The organism is Roseateles toxinivorans, assembly GCF_004362525.1.
GTDB lineage: Bacteria > Pseudomonadota > Gammaproteobacteria > Burkholderiales > Burkholderiaceae_C > Paucibacter > Paucibacter toxinivorans.
The window spans coordinates 739957-754717 of the sequence record NZ_SNXS01000003.1 but is presented as its reverse complement, the minus strand read 5'-3'; the positions used below and the strand labels follow the sequence as shown (position 1 = coordinate 754717).

The following is a 14761-nucleotide window of genomic DNA, read 5'->3' as shown; positions in this document are numbered from 1 at the left end:
TGATACAGTTGAATGTCGGTAACAAAGTTACATTACCAGCAGATCCTGCCTTCGCTTTCTCGCCCTCCGCCACCTTCAAGAGGCCCGCATGCCACGCAAGACCGCCGCTCCCGCCCGTTCCACGCCCGCCGCCAAATCGAGCACGACCCGCAGTCGCAGTGCCCAGGCCGATGCGGCCGAGAAGAACAAACCACTGGTCGACGACATCCGGCTGCTGGGCCGCATCCTCGGCGAGGTGATACGCGAGCAGGAGGGCCGCGAGGCCTATGAGCTGGTCGAGCAGATCCGCCAGCTGTCGGTGGCCTACCGGCTGAAGCAGGACGCCTCGGCCGGCAAGGCCTTGGACCGGCTGTTGAAGAATCTGTCGGGCGACCAGGCGGTGAGCGTGATTCGCGCCTTCAGCTATTTCTCGCACCTGGCCAATCTGGCCGAGGACCGCCACCATGTGCGCCGCCGCGAGCACCACGAGCGCCAGGGCAACCGCCAGGAGGGCTCGCTGGCGATGTGCTTCGAGCGCCTGGAGGCCGCGGGCCATCGCGCCCATGACATCGCCCACACCCTGCAGCATGCCTATATCGCGCCGGTGCTGACCGCCCACCCGACCGAGGTGCAGCGCAAGAGCATCCTCGACGCCGAGCGCGCCATCGCCACGCTGGTGGAGCAGCGCGACAGCCTGCAGACCGCCCGCGAGCTGGCGCTGAACGAGGCGCTGGTGCGTGCCCGCGTCACCCAGCTGTGGCAGACACGGATGCTGCGCAATGCCAAGCTGCGCGTGGCCGACGAGATCGACAACGCGCTGTCCTACTACCCCAGCACCTTTCTGCGCGAGATCCCCAAGCTCTACGAGGAGCTGGAGCAGGCCCTGCCCGGCCAGTCGGTGGCCAGCTTCTTCCGCATGGGCCACTGGATCGGCGGCGACCGCGACGGCAACCCCAATGTCAGCGCCGACACGATGCGCATGGCACTCTCCCGCCAGAGCGAGACCGTGCTGCGCCACTACCTGACCGAGGTGCACGAGCTGGGCGCCGAGCTGTCGATCTCGGCCATGCTGGCCCCGGTCACGCCCGAGATGCAGCTGCTCGCCGAGCGCTCGCCGGACCACAACGAGCACCGCATCGACGAGCCCTACCGCCGTGCGCTGATCGGCATGTATGCCAAGTTGGCCGCGTCACTGCACGCGCTGACCGGCACCGAGGCGCTGCGCCATGCGGTGGCGCCGCAGGACCCGTACGAGAACGCCCAGCAGTTCCTGGCCGATCTGCGCACCATCGAAGCCTCGCTGCGCAGCCACCATGCGCAGGCGCTGATAGGGCCACGTCTGAAGCCGCTGATGCGCGCCGTGCAGGTGTTCGGCTTCCATCTGGCCACGCTCGATCTGCGCCAGAGCTCGGACCAGCACGAGGCCGTGGTCGCCGAGCTGCTGCGCACCGCGCGGGTCGAGGCCGACTACAGCGCGCTGGACGAAACCGCGCGTCGCGCGCTACTGCTGCAGCAGCTGAACGACGCCCGCCCGCTGCGTGTGCATGGCGTGGCTTACAGCGCCCTGGCCCAGGGCGAGCTGGCGATTTTCGAGACGGCGGTGGAGATGCGCCAGCGCTATGGCTTCGATGCACTGCGCCACTACATCATCTCGCACACCGAGGACGTCAGTGACCTGCTGGAGGTGCTGCTGCTGTTCAAGGAAGTGGGCCTGCTGCGCGGCACGCTGGACGCCGAGGCCACCGCCGATCTGATCGTCGTGCCGCTGTTCGAGACGATTGCCGACCTGCGCCTGGCCGCGCCCATCATGCGGGCCTTCTACGCCCTGCCCGGCATCACCGGGATGCTGAAACGCTCCGGCGCCGAGCAGGACATCATGCTGGGCTACAGCGACAGCAACAAGGACGGCGGCGTTTTCACCAGCAACTGGGAGCTCTACCGCGCCGAGACCGAGCTGGTCGAGCTGTTCAGCCAGCTGCGCGCCGAGCACGGCGTCACCCTGCGCCTGTTCCATGGTCGCGGCGGCACGGTCGGCCGCGGCGGCGGCCCCAGCTACCAGGCCATCCTGGCCCAGCCCCCGGGCACCGTCAACGGCCAGATCCGCCTGACCGAGCAGGGCGAGGTGATCGCTTCCAAGTACTCGAACCCCGAAATCGGCCGGCGCAACCTCGAAACCCTGGTGGCGGCCACTTTGGAAGCGACACTGCTGCACCCGACCAAGAGCGCACCGGCAAGCTTTCTGGGCGCGGCGCAGGCACTGTCCGACGCCAGCTTCGGCGCCTACCGCAAGCTGGTCTACGAGACCCCCGGCTTTGCCGAATACTTCTTCGCCGCCACGCCGATACGCGAGATCGCCGAGTTGAACATTGGCTCGCGCCCGGCCTCGCGCAAGGCCACCCGCGCGATCGAGGATCTGCGCGCCATCCCCTGGGGCTTCAGCTGGGGCCAGTGCCGCGTCGCCCTGCCCGGCTGGTGCGGCTTCGGCTCGGCCGTGCTCAGCTATCTGGGCAAGGAAGACGGCGCCGAGCACAAGACCCGCCTGGCCCTGCTCAAGCGCATGTACAAGCAGTGGCCCTTCTTCCGCACCCTGCTGTCCAATCTGGACATGGTGCTGGCCAAGAGTGATCTGGCGATTGCCGCGCGCTATGTCGAGCTGGTAGAAGACAAGAAGCAGGGCAGGAAGATCTTCGCCGCCATCCAGGCCGAATGGCAGCGCACCCAGCAAGCCCTGACCCTGATCACCGGCGAGAGCGACCGCCTGGCCTCGAACCCGGCCCTGGCCCGCTCGATCGCCCACCGCTTCCCCTATCTGGACCCGCTGAACCACCTGCAGGTCGAGCTGCTGCGCCGCTACCGCAACCGCGGCCCGGCCGACACCGACCTCGAGCGCGTACAGCGCGGCATCCATATCTCGATCAACGGAGTGGCGGCGGGGCTGCGCAATACCGGTTAACGCTGCGCCCGAAGTACGGTTCTTTTCGGGGGATCTCCCCCATTCGTGGGACCTTGTCACCCCTGCCTGCATCGGTGACACTGCTGTCCGAATCGGTGGCCCGGGACCCAGATCCTGGCGCCGATCACAACGATAAAACCGATACTTCAGGGAGAAGTTCATGACCACCCTCACGGCCGGCATCAGCCCGGTCCGGGCGCCCGCGTTCGCGCACAGCGTCCTGCCCGACCTTGCCACCACCCGCTTCAAGCGCCGGCTGGACATCGAGTTCAGCGGCTCCGGCAGCGAGTACTTCCGCATCTGGATCGTCAACCTGCTGCTCACCGTGGTCACGCTGGGCCTCTACCTGCCCTTTGCCAAGGCCCGGCGCCTGAGCTACTTCTACGCCAACACATTGATCGACGGCCAGGCGCTGGCCTTTCACGGCAACCCCTGGCGCATGTTCCGCGGCTTTCTGCTGCTGGCCCTGCTGATGCTGGCCTACGGCGTCGCCGGCCGCTTCTCGCCGGTGGCCGGGCTGATCGCCTTCGGTCTGCTGTGCGCGGTCTGGCCGGCGCTGTGGCGGGCGGGCCTGCAGTTCCGCCTGTCCAACACCAGCTGGCGCGGCCTTCCCTTCAGCTTTCGCGGTGATCTGGCCGGGGCCTATCGCTGCATGCTGCCGACTTATCTGCCGGCCATGTTGATGGTGGTCTGCCAGTTCCTGTGGGCGCCTGCGCCCGGTGCACAGCCGGAGGACCCCGCCTTCTACGCCCTCATCACCTTCGGCCCGCTGCTGCTGCTGTTCGGGCTGTTGCCCTGGGGGCTGGCCTTGATCAAGCGCTACCAGCACGGCGGCTATGTCTATGCCGATCAACAAGCCACCCTGAGCGCCTCGATCGGCAGCTTCTACAGTCTGGCAATGAAAGGCCTGCTGGTGACCCTGGTGCCGGTGGCGCTGGCCGGCGTCGGGGCCGCCGTGCTGATCCCACTGATCAAGTCCGGCGCCCTGGGCCAGACCGCCGCCATCATGCTGCTGGCCGGCCTGGGCCTGCTGGCCTATCTGCTGCTCCTTGTCATCATGATGTCCTATTTCAGCGCCCGCATGCAGAACCTGGTCTGGTGCAAGACCGGCAGCGCCGCGCTGCAGTTCGACAGCCAGCTCAGCGCCCGGTCCCTGGGCTGGCTGAACCTGAAGAACTGGGTGCTGACCGCCATCACGCTGGGCCTTTACCGCCCCTTTGCCGCCATCAACACGACGCAGCTGCGGCTCTCGGCAATGAAGGTCACCGTCGATGCCGATATGGACGAATGGGTGACCCAGGCCGGCGCTGCGCAGCAGGACGCCGCCGGTGAAGCGGCCGGCGACTTCTTCGGCATCGACATGGGCCTGTGAGCGAGGCCATGGACGCGCCCCGACTGCAGCTCGACTATTTCGACGGCCGCAGCGCCCGGCCACAGGCGGCCGAGATCTGGCTCAGCGATGGTCATCTGCACCTTAGCGCCGGTGCCGAGGCGCAGTACGCGGCCCGCGATGTGCGCTGGCCCGAGCGCCAACGCCATGGCCAGCGCCAGGCCCAGCTGCCCGACGGGGGCCTGCTCAGCTGCGCCGACGCCGCCGCCTGGGACAGCTGGGCCCAGGGCTCGGGCCTGCGCGACACGGTGACCGTGCGCTGGATGCAGAGCTGGCGCCGCGTCCTGCTGGCCATGGCGCTGCTGCTGGCCTTCCTGTTCGCCTGCTGGCGCTGGGGCGCACCGCTGGCCGCCGACCTGATTGTCCGTGCGTTGCCCGCCTCGGCCGCGCAGCAGATCGGCAGCCAGTCGCTGGACTATCTGGACCAGCACTGGCTCAAGCCCAGCACCGTCGATACGGCCCGACGCGAACACATCGCCCGGCGCTTCGAGCGGCTTGTCGCGGCCAGCCCGGCCGACGCACCCCTTCGCTATCAATTGCACTTCCGCGCCGGCGACAAGCTGCTGGGGCCCAATGCCTTCGCCCTTCCGGGAGGCGAGATCGTGCTGACGGACGCCCTGGTCGAACTGCTGCACGACAGCCCCGATGCGCTGCAGGGCGTGCTGGCCCACGAACTGGGCCATGTGCAGCACCAGCACGGCCTGCGCATGGCCTTGCAGGCCGGCCTGGTCGGCGCGCTGGCCGGCCTGGTGGTGGGTGACTTCTCGGCCCTGCTGGCCGGCCTGCCCGCCCTGCTCGCCCAGCAGGCCTACTCACGCGACTTCGAGCGCGAGGCCGATGCCCAGGCCCACCGGATGCTGCGCCGCGCCGGCCTGTCGCCGCGCGTGATGCTGCAGTTCTTCGAGCGCATCGCCGCGATCGAAGCGCGTCAGACCGGCGTGCCCGCCCTGCTGTCCAGCCATCCGGCCACGCCGGAGCGCATCGCCTTCTTCAGCCAGTAGCTCTACGGCAGTTGCCCAGGCGCGCCCATGCCTGTAAGCTGGGCCCGGCAGCACCCTGCCATGGAGTGGGCATGCGCATAGAAACTCCGTATTCCAAGATCGAGGCCCTGGTCGTTGACGACATGGCCACCCAGCAGACCACGCTGCGAGGCCAGCTCGGCATGCTGGGCATCGCTAAGATCGACGCCGCCGGCTCGGCCGATGATGCGCTGCGCCATATCCGCTCCAAGCACTACAGCCTGATACTGTGCGACTACAACCTGAACCACAAGACCGACGGCCAGCAGCTGTTCGAGTTCCTGCGCGAGCAGCAGCTCCTGCCGGCCGACTGCCTGTTCTTCATGGTCACGGCCGAGAGCAACTACAACTCGGTTGCCGCTGCAAGCGAACACCTGCCCGACGCCTATCTGCTCAAACCCATCACCGCCGGTGACATCGAGGAGCGGCTCAAGGCCCAGCTCGAAAAGCGCCAGGCCCTGCTGGCCATCAACCAACAGCTGAGCAAGCACGACCTGGCCGCCGCGGCCGCCGCGTGCGATGCCGTGCTGGCCCGCAAGGATCGCTGGTATATGCACGCACTGCAGCTCAAGGGTCAGATCGAGCTCGACCTGGGCCGCGTTGACGAAGCCCGCAACATCTACCTGAGCGCGCTGGAGCTGCGCGCCGGCCTGATGTGGGCCCAGATCGGCCTGGCCCGCGCGCACAAGGCGGCCGGCCAGTTCGACCAGGCCAAGCAGCTGGCGCTGGACATCATCGAGTCGCGCGAGGGGCAGAAGGTACTGGCCGCCTATGACGTGCTGGCCCAATCGCTGGAAGCCCAGGGCAACCCGGCCGGGGCGCTGGAGGTGCTGAAGGACTCGGCCAACGTCGTGCCCTCGGCGCGCCGCCAGCGCCTGGTGGCCGAGGGGGCCTACCGTAACGGTGACCTGGCGCTGGCCAAGGCCAGCTACGCCAAGGCCTGGAAGTCCAGCGCCGGCTCCATCACCGCCCAGCCCCAGGACCAGCTGGCCCTGGCCCAGACCCAGCTCGACCTGGGCGAGGCCAAGGAGGCGCTGGCCACCCTGGACACCCCGGCCGCCGGCAAACCCAACCGCAGCGCCGAGTTCGACACCGTCATGCTGGCCCTGCGCGCCCAGGCCCACACACTGACCGGCGACACCGAGCGCGCCGAACAGGAAGTGGCCCAGGCGCTGGCCGCCACCCGCCACAGCAAGGCGGACTTCGCCACCATCGCCGTGGCCAAGGCAGCGCTGATGGCCGGCCAGGTCGAGGCGGGGCTCAAGCTGCTGCTGCAGGCCGTCAGCGCCGATCACGAAAACACCCGCATCCAGCAGCTCGTTACAAAGGCCCTGCTCGACGCCGGCCAGGGCGGGCAGATCGAGCGGGTCGTCGGCGCCGCCACCAAGGGACTGAAGACACGTTTGCACGAGGCCAAGCTGCTGTTCCGCAATGGTCAGCTGATGGAAGCGCTGGAGGCGATCGAGGCCGAGCTGCGCGCCTACCCCGAGAACACCACCGTGCTGCTCGAGGCGGCGCAGATGAACTGCATGTCCTTGCGCCTGGGCAAGCAGCTCAATCCGATCAAGGTGGACGAGGTGCGCGGCTACCTGGCCCGCCTCGACAAGCTGCTGCCGATGAACGACCGCGTGGCCCAGATGCGACGCTACTTCCGCGACACCCAGGCCGCCCTGCAGGCCAAGGCCGGCACCGCGGTGGCAAGTCAGAAAACCGGCGCATGAACCACGAGCTGCTGGCCCTGCTGGTGCACGATCTGAAGAACCAGCTGGGCGTGCTGGAGGCCGAGCTGAGCCTGCTGGAGGCCAAACCCGACCGCCTCAAGGCCCACCGCGCCCACCAGCACTGCGCCCAGCTGCGCCAGCGCCTGGTCGCCTACCTGACGCTGTACGGCTCACCCGAGGGCCAGTTGGTCGCCCATGCCAGCGACGAATCGCCTCGCGACTTTCTCGCCAGCCTGCTGAGCGTGGCCTCGCGGCCCGACGGTGCGCCGCTGCGCCTGGGCCCCTGTGCCGGCGCCCCGCCCTTCTGGTACTTCGACCCGCGCCTGACCCGCCTGGCCCTGGAAGCCGCCCTGCACAACGCCTGGCGCTTCGCCCGCTCCGAGGTGCTGCTCGACGCCGCGCAGCGCGACGGCTTTCTGGTCTTCACCGTCCACGACGACGGACCCGGCCTGGGCGCCAGCGACCCCTCGGCCCAGTCCTCCACCGGTCTCGGCCTGGAACTTTGCGCCGCCGTCGCCCGCGCCCACCGCATGCCGGACCGAGAGGGCCGGGTGTTGCTGCACAGAAGGGAGCCGGGGGGGACGGACTTTGAGATCTGGCTGCCTTGAGGTGGGACTGACAGGGCGCAAATTCACTGTCCGGCGCAATCCAGGGGCGCTTGTGCGCTGTTGGCCTTGGCGATTTGGGGCGACGGCCGGGTGTGGGGCAGGCCAAACACTATTGCCAGTGGCCTCCAGGTGCGGCAGCAGGGCGGACGACCCTTCAAGGCTGATAGGCGCCGTTCGAACCGGAGAGGCCACCGGATGGCTGCAATCTCCAAGAGTCGGCATTCAAGGATGTCCGCAGCCCTTGTCGGCGACCACCCCGACCCGGGCCCTTGACGACGATCGCCGGGCCTCCAGGCAAAATGCAGATGATCGGGGCGAGCCTGGCATCAGACCTGCCGGGAAGCCCACCTTGAAGAATGGAGCAGCATCAATGGCACTGACGAAGAAGGGCGAGTTCTGGTACGGGACGACGTCCGGCGACACCCAAGCCGAGCTGCGCAGCTACAGCGTTGCGAATCGCCATGAGGCCGTCCGGTTTGCCGCGTCCAAATGCGTTTGCGGGTGCCGGACCTTCGCGCTGCAGACTGATGAAGAAGCCGGAGTGGCGATCCGCACCTGCACCGACTGCGGGCAGGAACACCTGATGGGCGACAGCGCGGACTACGTTGAAGAAGCCGCGCCCGAGGCGCACGAGTGCGTGTGCGAGAACGAGGTGTTTGAGCTGATGTCCGGCGTTTCCGTCTACGAGGGCACACATGACGTGCGCTGGTACTACATCGCTTGCCACTGCGTGGAATGCAATCTGGTCGGGGTCTTCGCAGACTGGAAGTGTGAAGCGGGTGATGCGGCGGCCTTCCTCGCCAAGGTATGAGAGGCCGAACCCTGGCGGACTTCAGCATCAGGCTGGAAGCGGACGTTTGATTGCTGCAATCACTACCATTGCATTCAAGGGGGACCATGTCATGCCAAAGCTGCCGCCACGAGTCGGTGTCGTCAACGATAAGAACTTCTTGGGATTCGTTCCTCACAAGGACGTGGACTTCAACTTCATCGGCTACCTCCTAGCTTGCCACCTCGTCATCGAGCACTATCTCGACGAGTTCCTTTTGAGCCGAGCACCGGACTTGATGTGGGAAAAGCCTCGTCTCACGTTCGCTCAGAAGGCCGACCTCTTTCCGCATGCGATGTTCCCAAACGGCGACGAAGTCATCGCCGGCATTCGACACATCAACGCGTTGCGGAACAAGCTCGCCCACAAGCTGGAGACCAAGCCGGAGGAGTTCGAATACCTGCCCTTCACGCGATTTTTGGAGAAGTCCAACTGCGAGAGTGTGCCTACGACGCCGCTGGAGCTCCTCGAGGCGTTCGTGAACACATTGAGCGCCTACTTCATGGGATGGCTGGCGAGTGATGCGTACCGCACTCGCTGGCGGCAGAACATGCAGCAGGCGGAGAGTTGAAGCTGCTAGCAGATCGTGCTTTGGGACCGGGTGTGCGGCCGATGGGCTTCCTTAGAACCATCATCGACGACGGACTCTTTATAGCCGATGCCAATCTGTTGGGAAGATTGGCTCGAAGGTCTGCTGCCGCTGCAAAGCAGCCACCCTCCTCAACGCCCACACGTACTGCACACCGCCCCACCTCTCGGTCATTGACGCGCAATATGAGGTTGTGGCCCGCCCAGCTCACCGGCGTTCGCGCTCTGGCTGGAGCAAACCCAAGGCCCCTCTCTTCAGCCCGCCGCCGCCCGCAAGGCCTCGCGCACCGCCGCCACCTGCCGTCTTGACACGGCCAGCCACTCATCGACCGGCGCCACGCGCACGGCCCAGGTCTCGCTGCTTCTCTCCTGACCCTTGTCGGCCATGGGCTCCGGGGCCAGCGCCTGCCACTGGCTGGCGGCGGCATCGTCCTCGGACTCGTCGGCCATCTGGCGGCGCTCCAGCTCCCGCACCGCCCGCTTGGCCACCAGCGCATTGCGGTGCACCCGCAGGAAGCGCTCGCCCAGGCGCTGCTCCAGGTCGGACAGCGCGCCGTCCATGACGAAGCTCTGCGTGGCCGTGCGCAGGGTCAGGTACTTCAGCTCGGCCTTGAAATACAGCACCTCGCCGATCGGCACGCGCACCAGGCGGCCGCGGTCGTTGATGACGATCACGCCGGCCTCGGCGGCCTCGGCGGGGGTCTGGCGCTGCGACTCGGCGGCGGCCCGCTCGGTCTGACGCTGGGCGACGCGAGCCAGGGCGGCGGCCAGGCGCTCGCGGCGCACCGGCTTGGTCAGGTAGTCGATGGCGTCGAGCTCGAAGGCGCGCAGCGCATGCTCGGCATGGGCGGTGACGAAGACCACCGCCGGCGCGTTCGGGCGCTGACGCATCGCGTCGGCCAGGGCCATGCCGTCGGGGCCGGGCATCTGCACGTCCAGCAGCACCAGGTCGCAGGCATGGGTGCTGAGCCAGTGCTGGGCCTGCGAAGCCGATCCAGCCTCGGCCACCACCTCGCAGGGCGGCTCCTTGCAGTCCTCCAGCAGGCCGCGCAGGCGCAGGCGGGCCATCGGTTCGTCATCAACAATCAGCACTCGCAAAGCAGGGTTGGCCATGGGAAGTAACTCAGCGGGGAATGACCAGATGCACGCGGAACTCGTCGCCCTCGCGGCGGGCCTCGAAACGTGCCGTCACATCATGCATCAGGCGCAGGCGCTCGCGCACATTGCGCAGGGCCATGCCATGGCCGGGCGTGGAGGCAAGGCCTGACACCGTGTTGGTGATGGTCAGATCGACCTCGCTGCCTCGCACTTGCGTGCGCACCAGCAGGTCACCGCCGCCCTCGTTCGGCTCGACGCCGTGGCGCACCGCGTTCTCGACCAGCGGCTGCAGCAGCAGCGGCGGCACGCGGGCCTGGTTGGCGGCGGGGTCGAGCTCCCAGCGCACGCGCAGGCGCTCGCCGAAGCGGATCTGCTCGATCGCCAGATAGCGCCGCGCAAGCTCGATCTCCTGCTCCAGCGAGACCGCCTCACCGCCCTCCATCAGGGCGACGCGGAAGACCTCGGCCAGATCCTCCAGCACCTCCTCGGCGCGGTGCGGATCGACGCGCACCAGGGCGATCGCGGTGTTCAGCGTGTTGAACAGAAAGTGCGGGCGTATGCGTGATTGCAGCTCGACCAGCCTCGCCGTCGCATGGGCGGGGCGCTGCATGCGCTCGCGCTGGCGCAGCCAGTAGAACAGGCTGGCCGCCATGGCCGCGCCGGTCAGCATGACGATGCTCTGGCGGAACAGATTGTCCGATTCGGGGCTCACCAGCATCAGCAGCTGCCAACCCAGGCCGGCGCTGAGCGCTCCCAGGCCCATCAGCGCCAGCCATTGCCAGGTCCGCCCCAGGCGGGCCAGCAGGCGTTGCAGCGCGCAGACGCTGATCAACCACAGCAGCAGCGCTGTCAGCGAAACCACCGTGCCGCTGGCCGTCAGCAGCGCCCATTGCCCCGGGTTGGCCGCCGCCAGGCCCATGCCCAGCGCCAGGCCGGCCTGGGTGGCGAGCAGCGCGCGCAGCACGACGCCGACGTGGCAGACGTCGAACACACGCTTGGGGTCGAACAGCGGCGGCAGGCCCTGCGGCTCGGGCTCGGTGGCCGGGAAGCTGCTGGAATTCAGACCTGCCCCCAGGTCGGCGGCGCCGGTATCGGCAACAGGTGAGCGGGGGCTGGTGGGCATGCCGCGATATTAGCCGCGGCGCCCGCATGGAGGACGCTCGATAGAATGGGCGCCACTCCCCGCTTCCCTTTACCGCTGGCCACAACGGCCACGCGGCACCCGAACCGCCATGTCCGACAACCAACTCGACAAGAAGTCCCAAGCCTGGTCCGCGCTGTTTTCCGAGCCGATGAGCGAGCTGGTGAAACGCTACACGGCCAGCGTGTTCTTCGACCAGCGCCTTTGGCGCGCCGACATCAGCGGCAGCCTCGCCCACGCCGAGATGCTGGCCGCGCAGGGCATCCTGAGCGCCGAGGACCTGACTTCCATCGAAAAAGGCATGACGCAGATCACCGAAGACATCGAGGCCGGCCGCTTCGAATGGAAGCTGGATCTGGAAGACGTGCACCTGAACATCGAGGCGCGCCTGACTCAGCTGGTCGGCGACGCCGGCAAGCGCCTGCACACCGGCCGCTCGCGCAATGACCAGGTGGCCACCGATGTGCGGCTGTGGCTGCGCGACGAGATCGACGCGATCCAGGGCCTGCTGCAGGCGCTGCAACTGGCTCTGGTGGACGTGGCCGAGAAGAACGCCGAGGTCATACTGCCCGGCTTCACCCATTTGCAGGTCGCCCAGCCGGTCAGCTTCGGCCACCATCTGCTGGCCTATGTCGAGATGTTCAGCCGTGACGCCGAGCGCCTGGCCGATGTGCGCAAGCGGGTCAACCGCCTGCCGCTGGGCGCCGCCGCGCTGGCCGGCACCAGCTATCCGCTGGACCGCGAGCGCGTGGCCCTGACGCTGGCCATGGACGGCGTCTGCCAGAACAGCCTGGACGCCGTCAGCGACCGCGATTTCGCGATCGAATTCACGGCTGCTGCCAGCCTCGTGATGATCCACATCTCGCGCTTGAGCGAGGAGCTGATACTGTGGATGAGCCAGAGCTTTGGCTTCATCGACCTGGCGGACCGCTTCTGCACCGGCTCATCGATCATGCCGCAGAAGAAGAACCCCGACGTGCCCGAGCTGGCCCGCGGCAAGACCGGCCGCGTGGTCGGCCATCTGATGGGCCTGATCACCCTGATGAAGGGCCAGCCCCTGGCCTACAACAAGGACAACCAGGAAGACAAGGAGCCGCTGTTCGACACGGTGGACACCTTGAAGGACACGCTGCGCATCTTCGCCGAGCTGGCCGGCGGCATCACCGTCAAGCCCGAGGCGATGGAGCGGGCGGCGCTGAAGGGCTATGCCACCGCCACCGATCTTGCCGACTACCTGACCAAGAAAGGCCTGCCCTTCCGCGACGCCCACGAGGTGGTGGCCCATGCGGTGAAGACGGCCATTGGCAAGGGCGTGGACCTGTCGCAGCTGAGCCTGCCCGAGCTGCAGGCCTTCAACCCGGCCATCGAGGCCGATGTGTTCGAGGTGCTGTCGCTGCGCGGCTCGCTGAATGCCCGCAACATCCTGGGCGGCACGGCGCCGGCCCAGGTTCGGGCGCAGGTGGCACGGCACCGGGCGCGCCTGGCCGGCTGAAGCCCGCTCTCTGGAGCCCCCCCTGGATAGGGGGCCCTTCGTACAGCTTCCGGTCTGGTCAAGGCCGGGGCATGGGGCTATCGTCCAGTCATCAGACTGAGGAGACTTCCATGCGCTTTGCCCTGCTGCCGGCCGCCCTGCTCGCCACCACGCTGTCCATGCCGGCCCTGGCCGACACGCTGGCCTTCCCGGACGGCATCTGCTCCGGCTCCGTCGATGGCTCAGGGGCCATGACCGCCTGCGGCAACTACTCGCGCATCAACCAGGCCCATGGCGATGTGGCCGGCATGCTGGACGTCAGCTACACCAGCGTGAGCAACAATGTGCCGGCCAGCCTGTACTTCTGGGGACCCGGCTACAACAACCTGCCCAGCGCCGTGTTCGCCGACGGCGGCGACGGCGCCTCGTTTGCCCGCATCACGCTGACGCCAGCCGCGGGCCAGATGGTGTCGCTGCTTGGCTTCGATCTGGGCGCCTACCCCAACACCAGCCGCGGCACCCACGTGCGCGTGTTCGCCCTGGGCGGCAACAACTTCAGCTACGACGGCACGGTGGGCTCGCCCGGCGGCAACGCCACGCACTTTGTCTTCGGCAACCTGCACTCCGGCGCCGGCATCGTCATCGAGTGGGAGAACTCCGCCTGGAACGTGGGCATGAACAATATCGAATACAGCCTGGCGCCGGTGCCCGAGCCCGAAAGCTATGCGCTGATGCTGGCCGGCCTGGCCGCGCTTGGCTTCATGGCGAAGCGCCGCCAGGGCTGAAGCCCTCAGGGCTTGGCGCAGTCGCAGGGCAGTGCCTCGCCCCGGTCATAGAGCACCCGCCAGACGCCTGGCGACTCGAGGCGCCAGACGGTGTTGAAGCGCGAGATCAGCTTGCCGTCCGGCCCCCAGACCGGGCCGGTGCTGTAGGCGAACTGGCCGCCCGGGGCCAGCTCCACCTGATCAGGGGCCCAGGAGAACGGTGCCTGGGCGCCGTCGAAGAAGCGCTTCCAGGCCGCCACCACCTCGGCCCGCCCCTTCTGGGTCTTGCGGCCGGCAAAGAACAAGGCGTCCTCCGACACGAACTGTGCAAACGCGGCGAGATCGCGCTGCGCCATGGTGCGGGCAAAGGCCCGCTCGGCCTCGGCCACCTGAAGCGTCAGCGGATCACGGTCGAGCGCCTGTAGCGGGGCGGCGGGCTGGGCCGATGCCGGCATGACCATCATGACGCCAAGCACCGCGGCCGCTGCGGCCGTGGCATGGTTGGCAAGCTTCATCGTCGATCTCCTCAATGTGGTGGCGCCGCAAGCTTGGCATCACCGCCTACCCGCCGGGGGGCAATGCGACGAAGGCGGTCAGCACCGGTACGAAGACCCCGATCAAGGCCCCAGCTGCTCCAGCGCCTCCTGCCCCATCAGCTGGCCCAGCGGCCCAGGCTGGAAACGGCCCAGCACCCGAGGCGTGAGCGCAAAGTCGCGCTGGTTGGTGTAGTTCGCCACGCCTATGGTCGGCAGCGAACCGGCCAGCCGCGGGCCCTTGCTGCCCAGCAAGGGATAGATGCGCAGCCGGGCCACCAGCATCAGGGCTTCGGGGTCGGAGAACACCGAGGTCTCCAGGATCTGGTTGCAGCCGCTGGACACCGCCTGGGCCAGCAGCAGGCGCTGATTGCGCTGGATGTCGGTGGCCTCCACCGGCAGCACCAGGGGTACCGCGCGGCGGCCGCCGGCCTGCAGCGCCAGCGCCACCTGCTGGTTGAAGCTCAGATTGAAACCATCCCACAGCTGGTTGCGCTGTGGCTGGTCGGGCTCGAAATTGCGGCCATGACCGAACACCAGCACGCAGGGGCTGGCCGATTCCTGCGCCTGGGCGGCGTTGCACAGCAGGTACAGGCCCATCAGCAGGATTGAAGCAGCAGCACGCATCGATTGGGGTGACGGAAAGAGGACAGACGGCAGTGTAGGC

Annotated in this window: 13 protein-coding genes; 9 read left to right on the top strand and 4 right to left on the bottom strand. The window is 67.8% G+C overall.

Going from position 1 to position 14761, the window contains the following annotated elements:
- The first annotated feature begins 88 nt into the window (after nucleotides 1-88).
- The 7 genes from ppc to DES47_RS14755 all read left to right on the top strand — a co-directional run bounded on the left by ppc (nucleotide 89) and on the right by DES47_RS14755 (nucleotide 9070).
- Nucleotides 89-2932, top strand: coding sequence for a phosphoenolpyruvate carboxylase (gene ppc, locus DES47_RS14785; protein ID WP_133701466.1), 2844 nt, complete (start codon nucleotides 89-91; stop codon nucleotides 2930-2932).
- A gap of 160 nt (nucleotides 2933-3092) precedes the next feature.
- A complete protein-coding gene (locus DES47_RS14780; RefSeq protein ID WP_133701465.1) occupies nucleotides 3093-4304 on the top strand; it encodes a YjgN family protein in 1212 nt (403 codons plus the stop codon).
- Between the two features lie 8 nt (nucleotides 4305-4312).
- Entirely contained in the window at nucleotides 4313-5323 is a 1011-nt protein-coding gene (locus DES47_RS14775) for a M48 family metallopeptidase (protein ID WP_133701464.1), read from the top strand.
- Between the two features lie 71 nt (nucleotides 5324-5394).
- Nucleotides 5395-7062, top strand: coding sequence for a tetratricopeptide repeat-containing response regulator (locus DES47_RS14770; RefSeq protein ID WP_133701463.1), 1668 nt, complete (start codon nucleotides 5395-5397; stop codon nucleotides 7060-7062).
- On the top strand, nucleotides 7059-7670 hold the full coding sequence (locus DES47_RS14765; protein ID WP_133701462.1) for a sensor histidine kinase: 612 nt from the start codon (nucleotides 7059-7061) through the stop codon (nucleotides 7668-7670). The genes DES47_RS14770 and DES47_RS14765 overlap by 4 nt, the downstream gene beginning before the upstream one ends.
- 370 nt (nucleotides 7671-8040) lie before the next feature.
- A complete protein-coding gene (locus tag DES47_RS14760; protein ID WP_133701461.1) occupies nucleotides 8041-8481 on the top strand; it encodes a hypothetical protein in 441 nt (146 codons plus the stop codon).
- Nucleotides 8482-8572: 91 nt separating this feature from the next.
- Nucleotides 8573-9070, top strand: coding sequence for a hypothetical protein (locus DES47_RS14755; RefSeq protein WP_133701460.1), 498 nt, complete (start codon nucleotides 8573-8575; stop codon nucleotides 9068-9070).
- A 272-nt stretch (nucleotides 9071-9342) separates the two neighbouring features.
- Here DES47_RS14755 and DES47_RS14750 read toward each other — a convergent pair whose 3' ends face one another.
- Nucleotides 9343-10200, bottom strand: coding sequence for a LytR/AlgR family response regulator transcription factor (locus DES47_RS14750; RefSeq protein WP_133701459.1), 858 nt, complete (start codon nucleotides 10198-10200; stop codon nucleotides 9343-9345).
- A 10-nt stretch (nucleotides 10201-10210) separates the two neighbouring features.
- Nucleotides 10211-11308: a sensor histidine kinase gene (locus DES47_RS14745; RefSeq protein ID WP_133701458.1), complete on the bottom strand. Its 1098-nt coding sequence runs from the start codon at nucleotides 11306-11308 to the stop codon at nucleotides 10211-10213.
- Between the two features lie 109 nt (nucleotides 11309-11417).
- Here DES47_RS14745 and argH point away from each other — a divergent pair, with 109 nt between their 5' ends.
- Both argH and DES47_RS14735 read left to right on the top strand, forming a co-directional pair.
- Nucleotides 11418-12818, top strand: coding sequence for an argininosuccinate lyase (gene argH, locus DES47_RS14740; RefSeq protein ID WP_133701457.1), 1401 nt, complete (start codon nucleotides 11418-11420; stop codon nucleotides 12816-12818).
- A gap of 110 nt (nucleotides 12819-12928) precedes the next feature.
- Nucleotides 12929-13582 (top strand): PEP-CTERM sorting domain-containing protein, encoded by a 654-nt coding sequence (locus tag DES47_RS14735; protein ID WP_133701456.1) that lies wholly within the window; start codon nucleotides 12929-12931, stop codon nucleotides 13580-13582.
- A gap of 5 nt (nucleotides 13583-13587) precedes the next feature.
- On the opposite strand, the gene DES47_RS14730 is transcribed toward DES47_RS14735, so the two are convergent.
- Together DES47_RS14730 and DES47_RS14725 are read right to left on the bottom strand one after the other, a co-directional pair.
- Complete coding sequence (locus DES47_RS14730; protein WP_133701455.1) at nucleotides 13588-14076, bottom strand: YybH family protein; 489 nt, start codon at nucleotides 14074-14076, stop codon at nucleotides 13588-13590.
- 102 nt (nucleotides 14077-14178) lie between these two features.
- On the bottom strand, nucleotides 14179-14721 hold the full coding sequence (locus tag DES47_RS14725) for a hypothetical protein (protein ID WP_133701454.1): 543 nt from the start codon (nucleotides 14719-14721) through the stop codon (nucleotides 14179-14181).
- Between the last annotated feature and the right edge of the window lie 40 nt (nucleotides 14722-14761).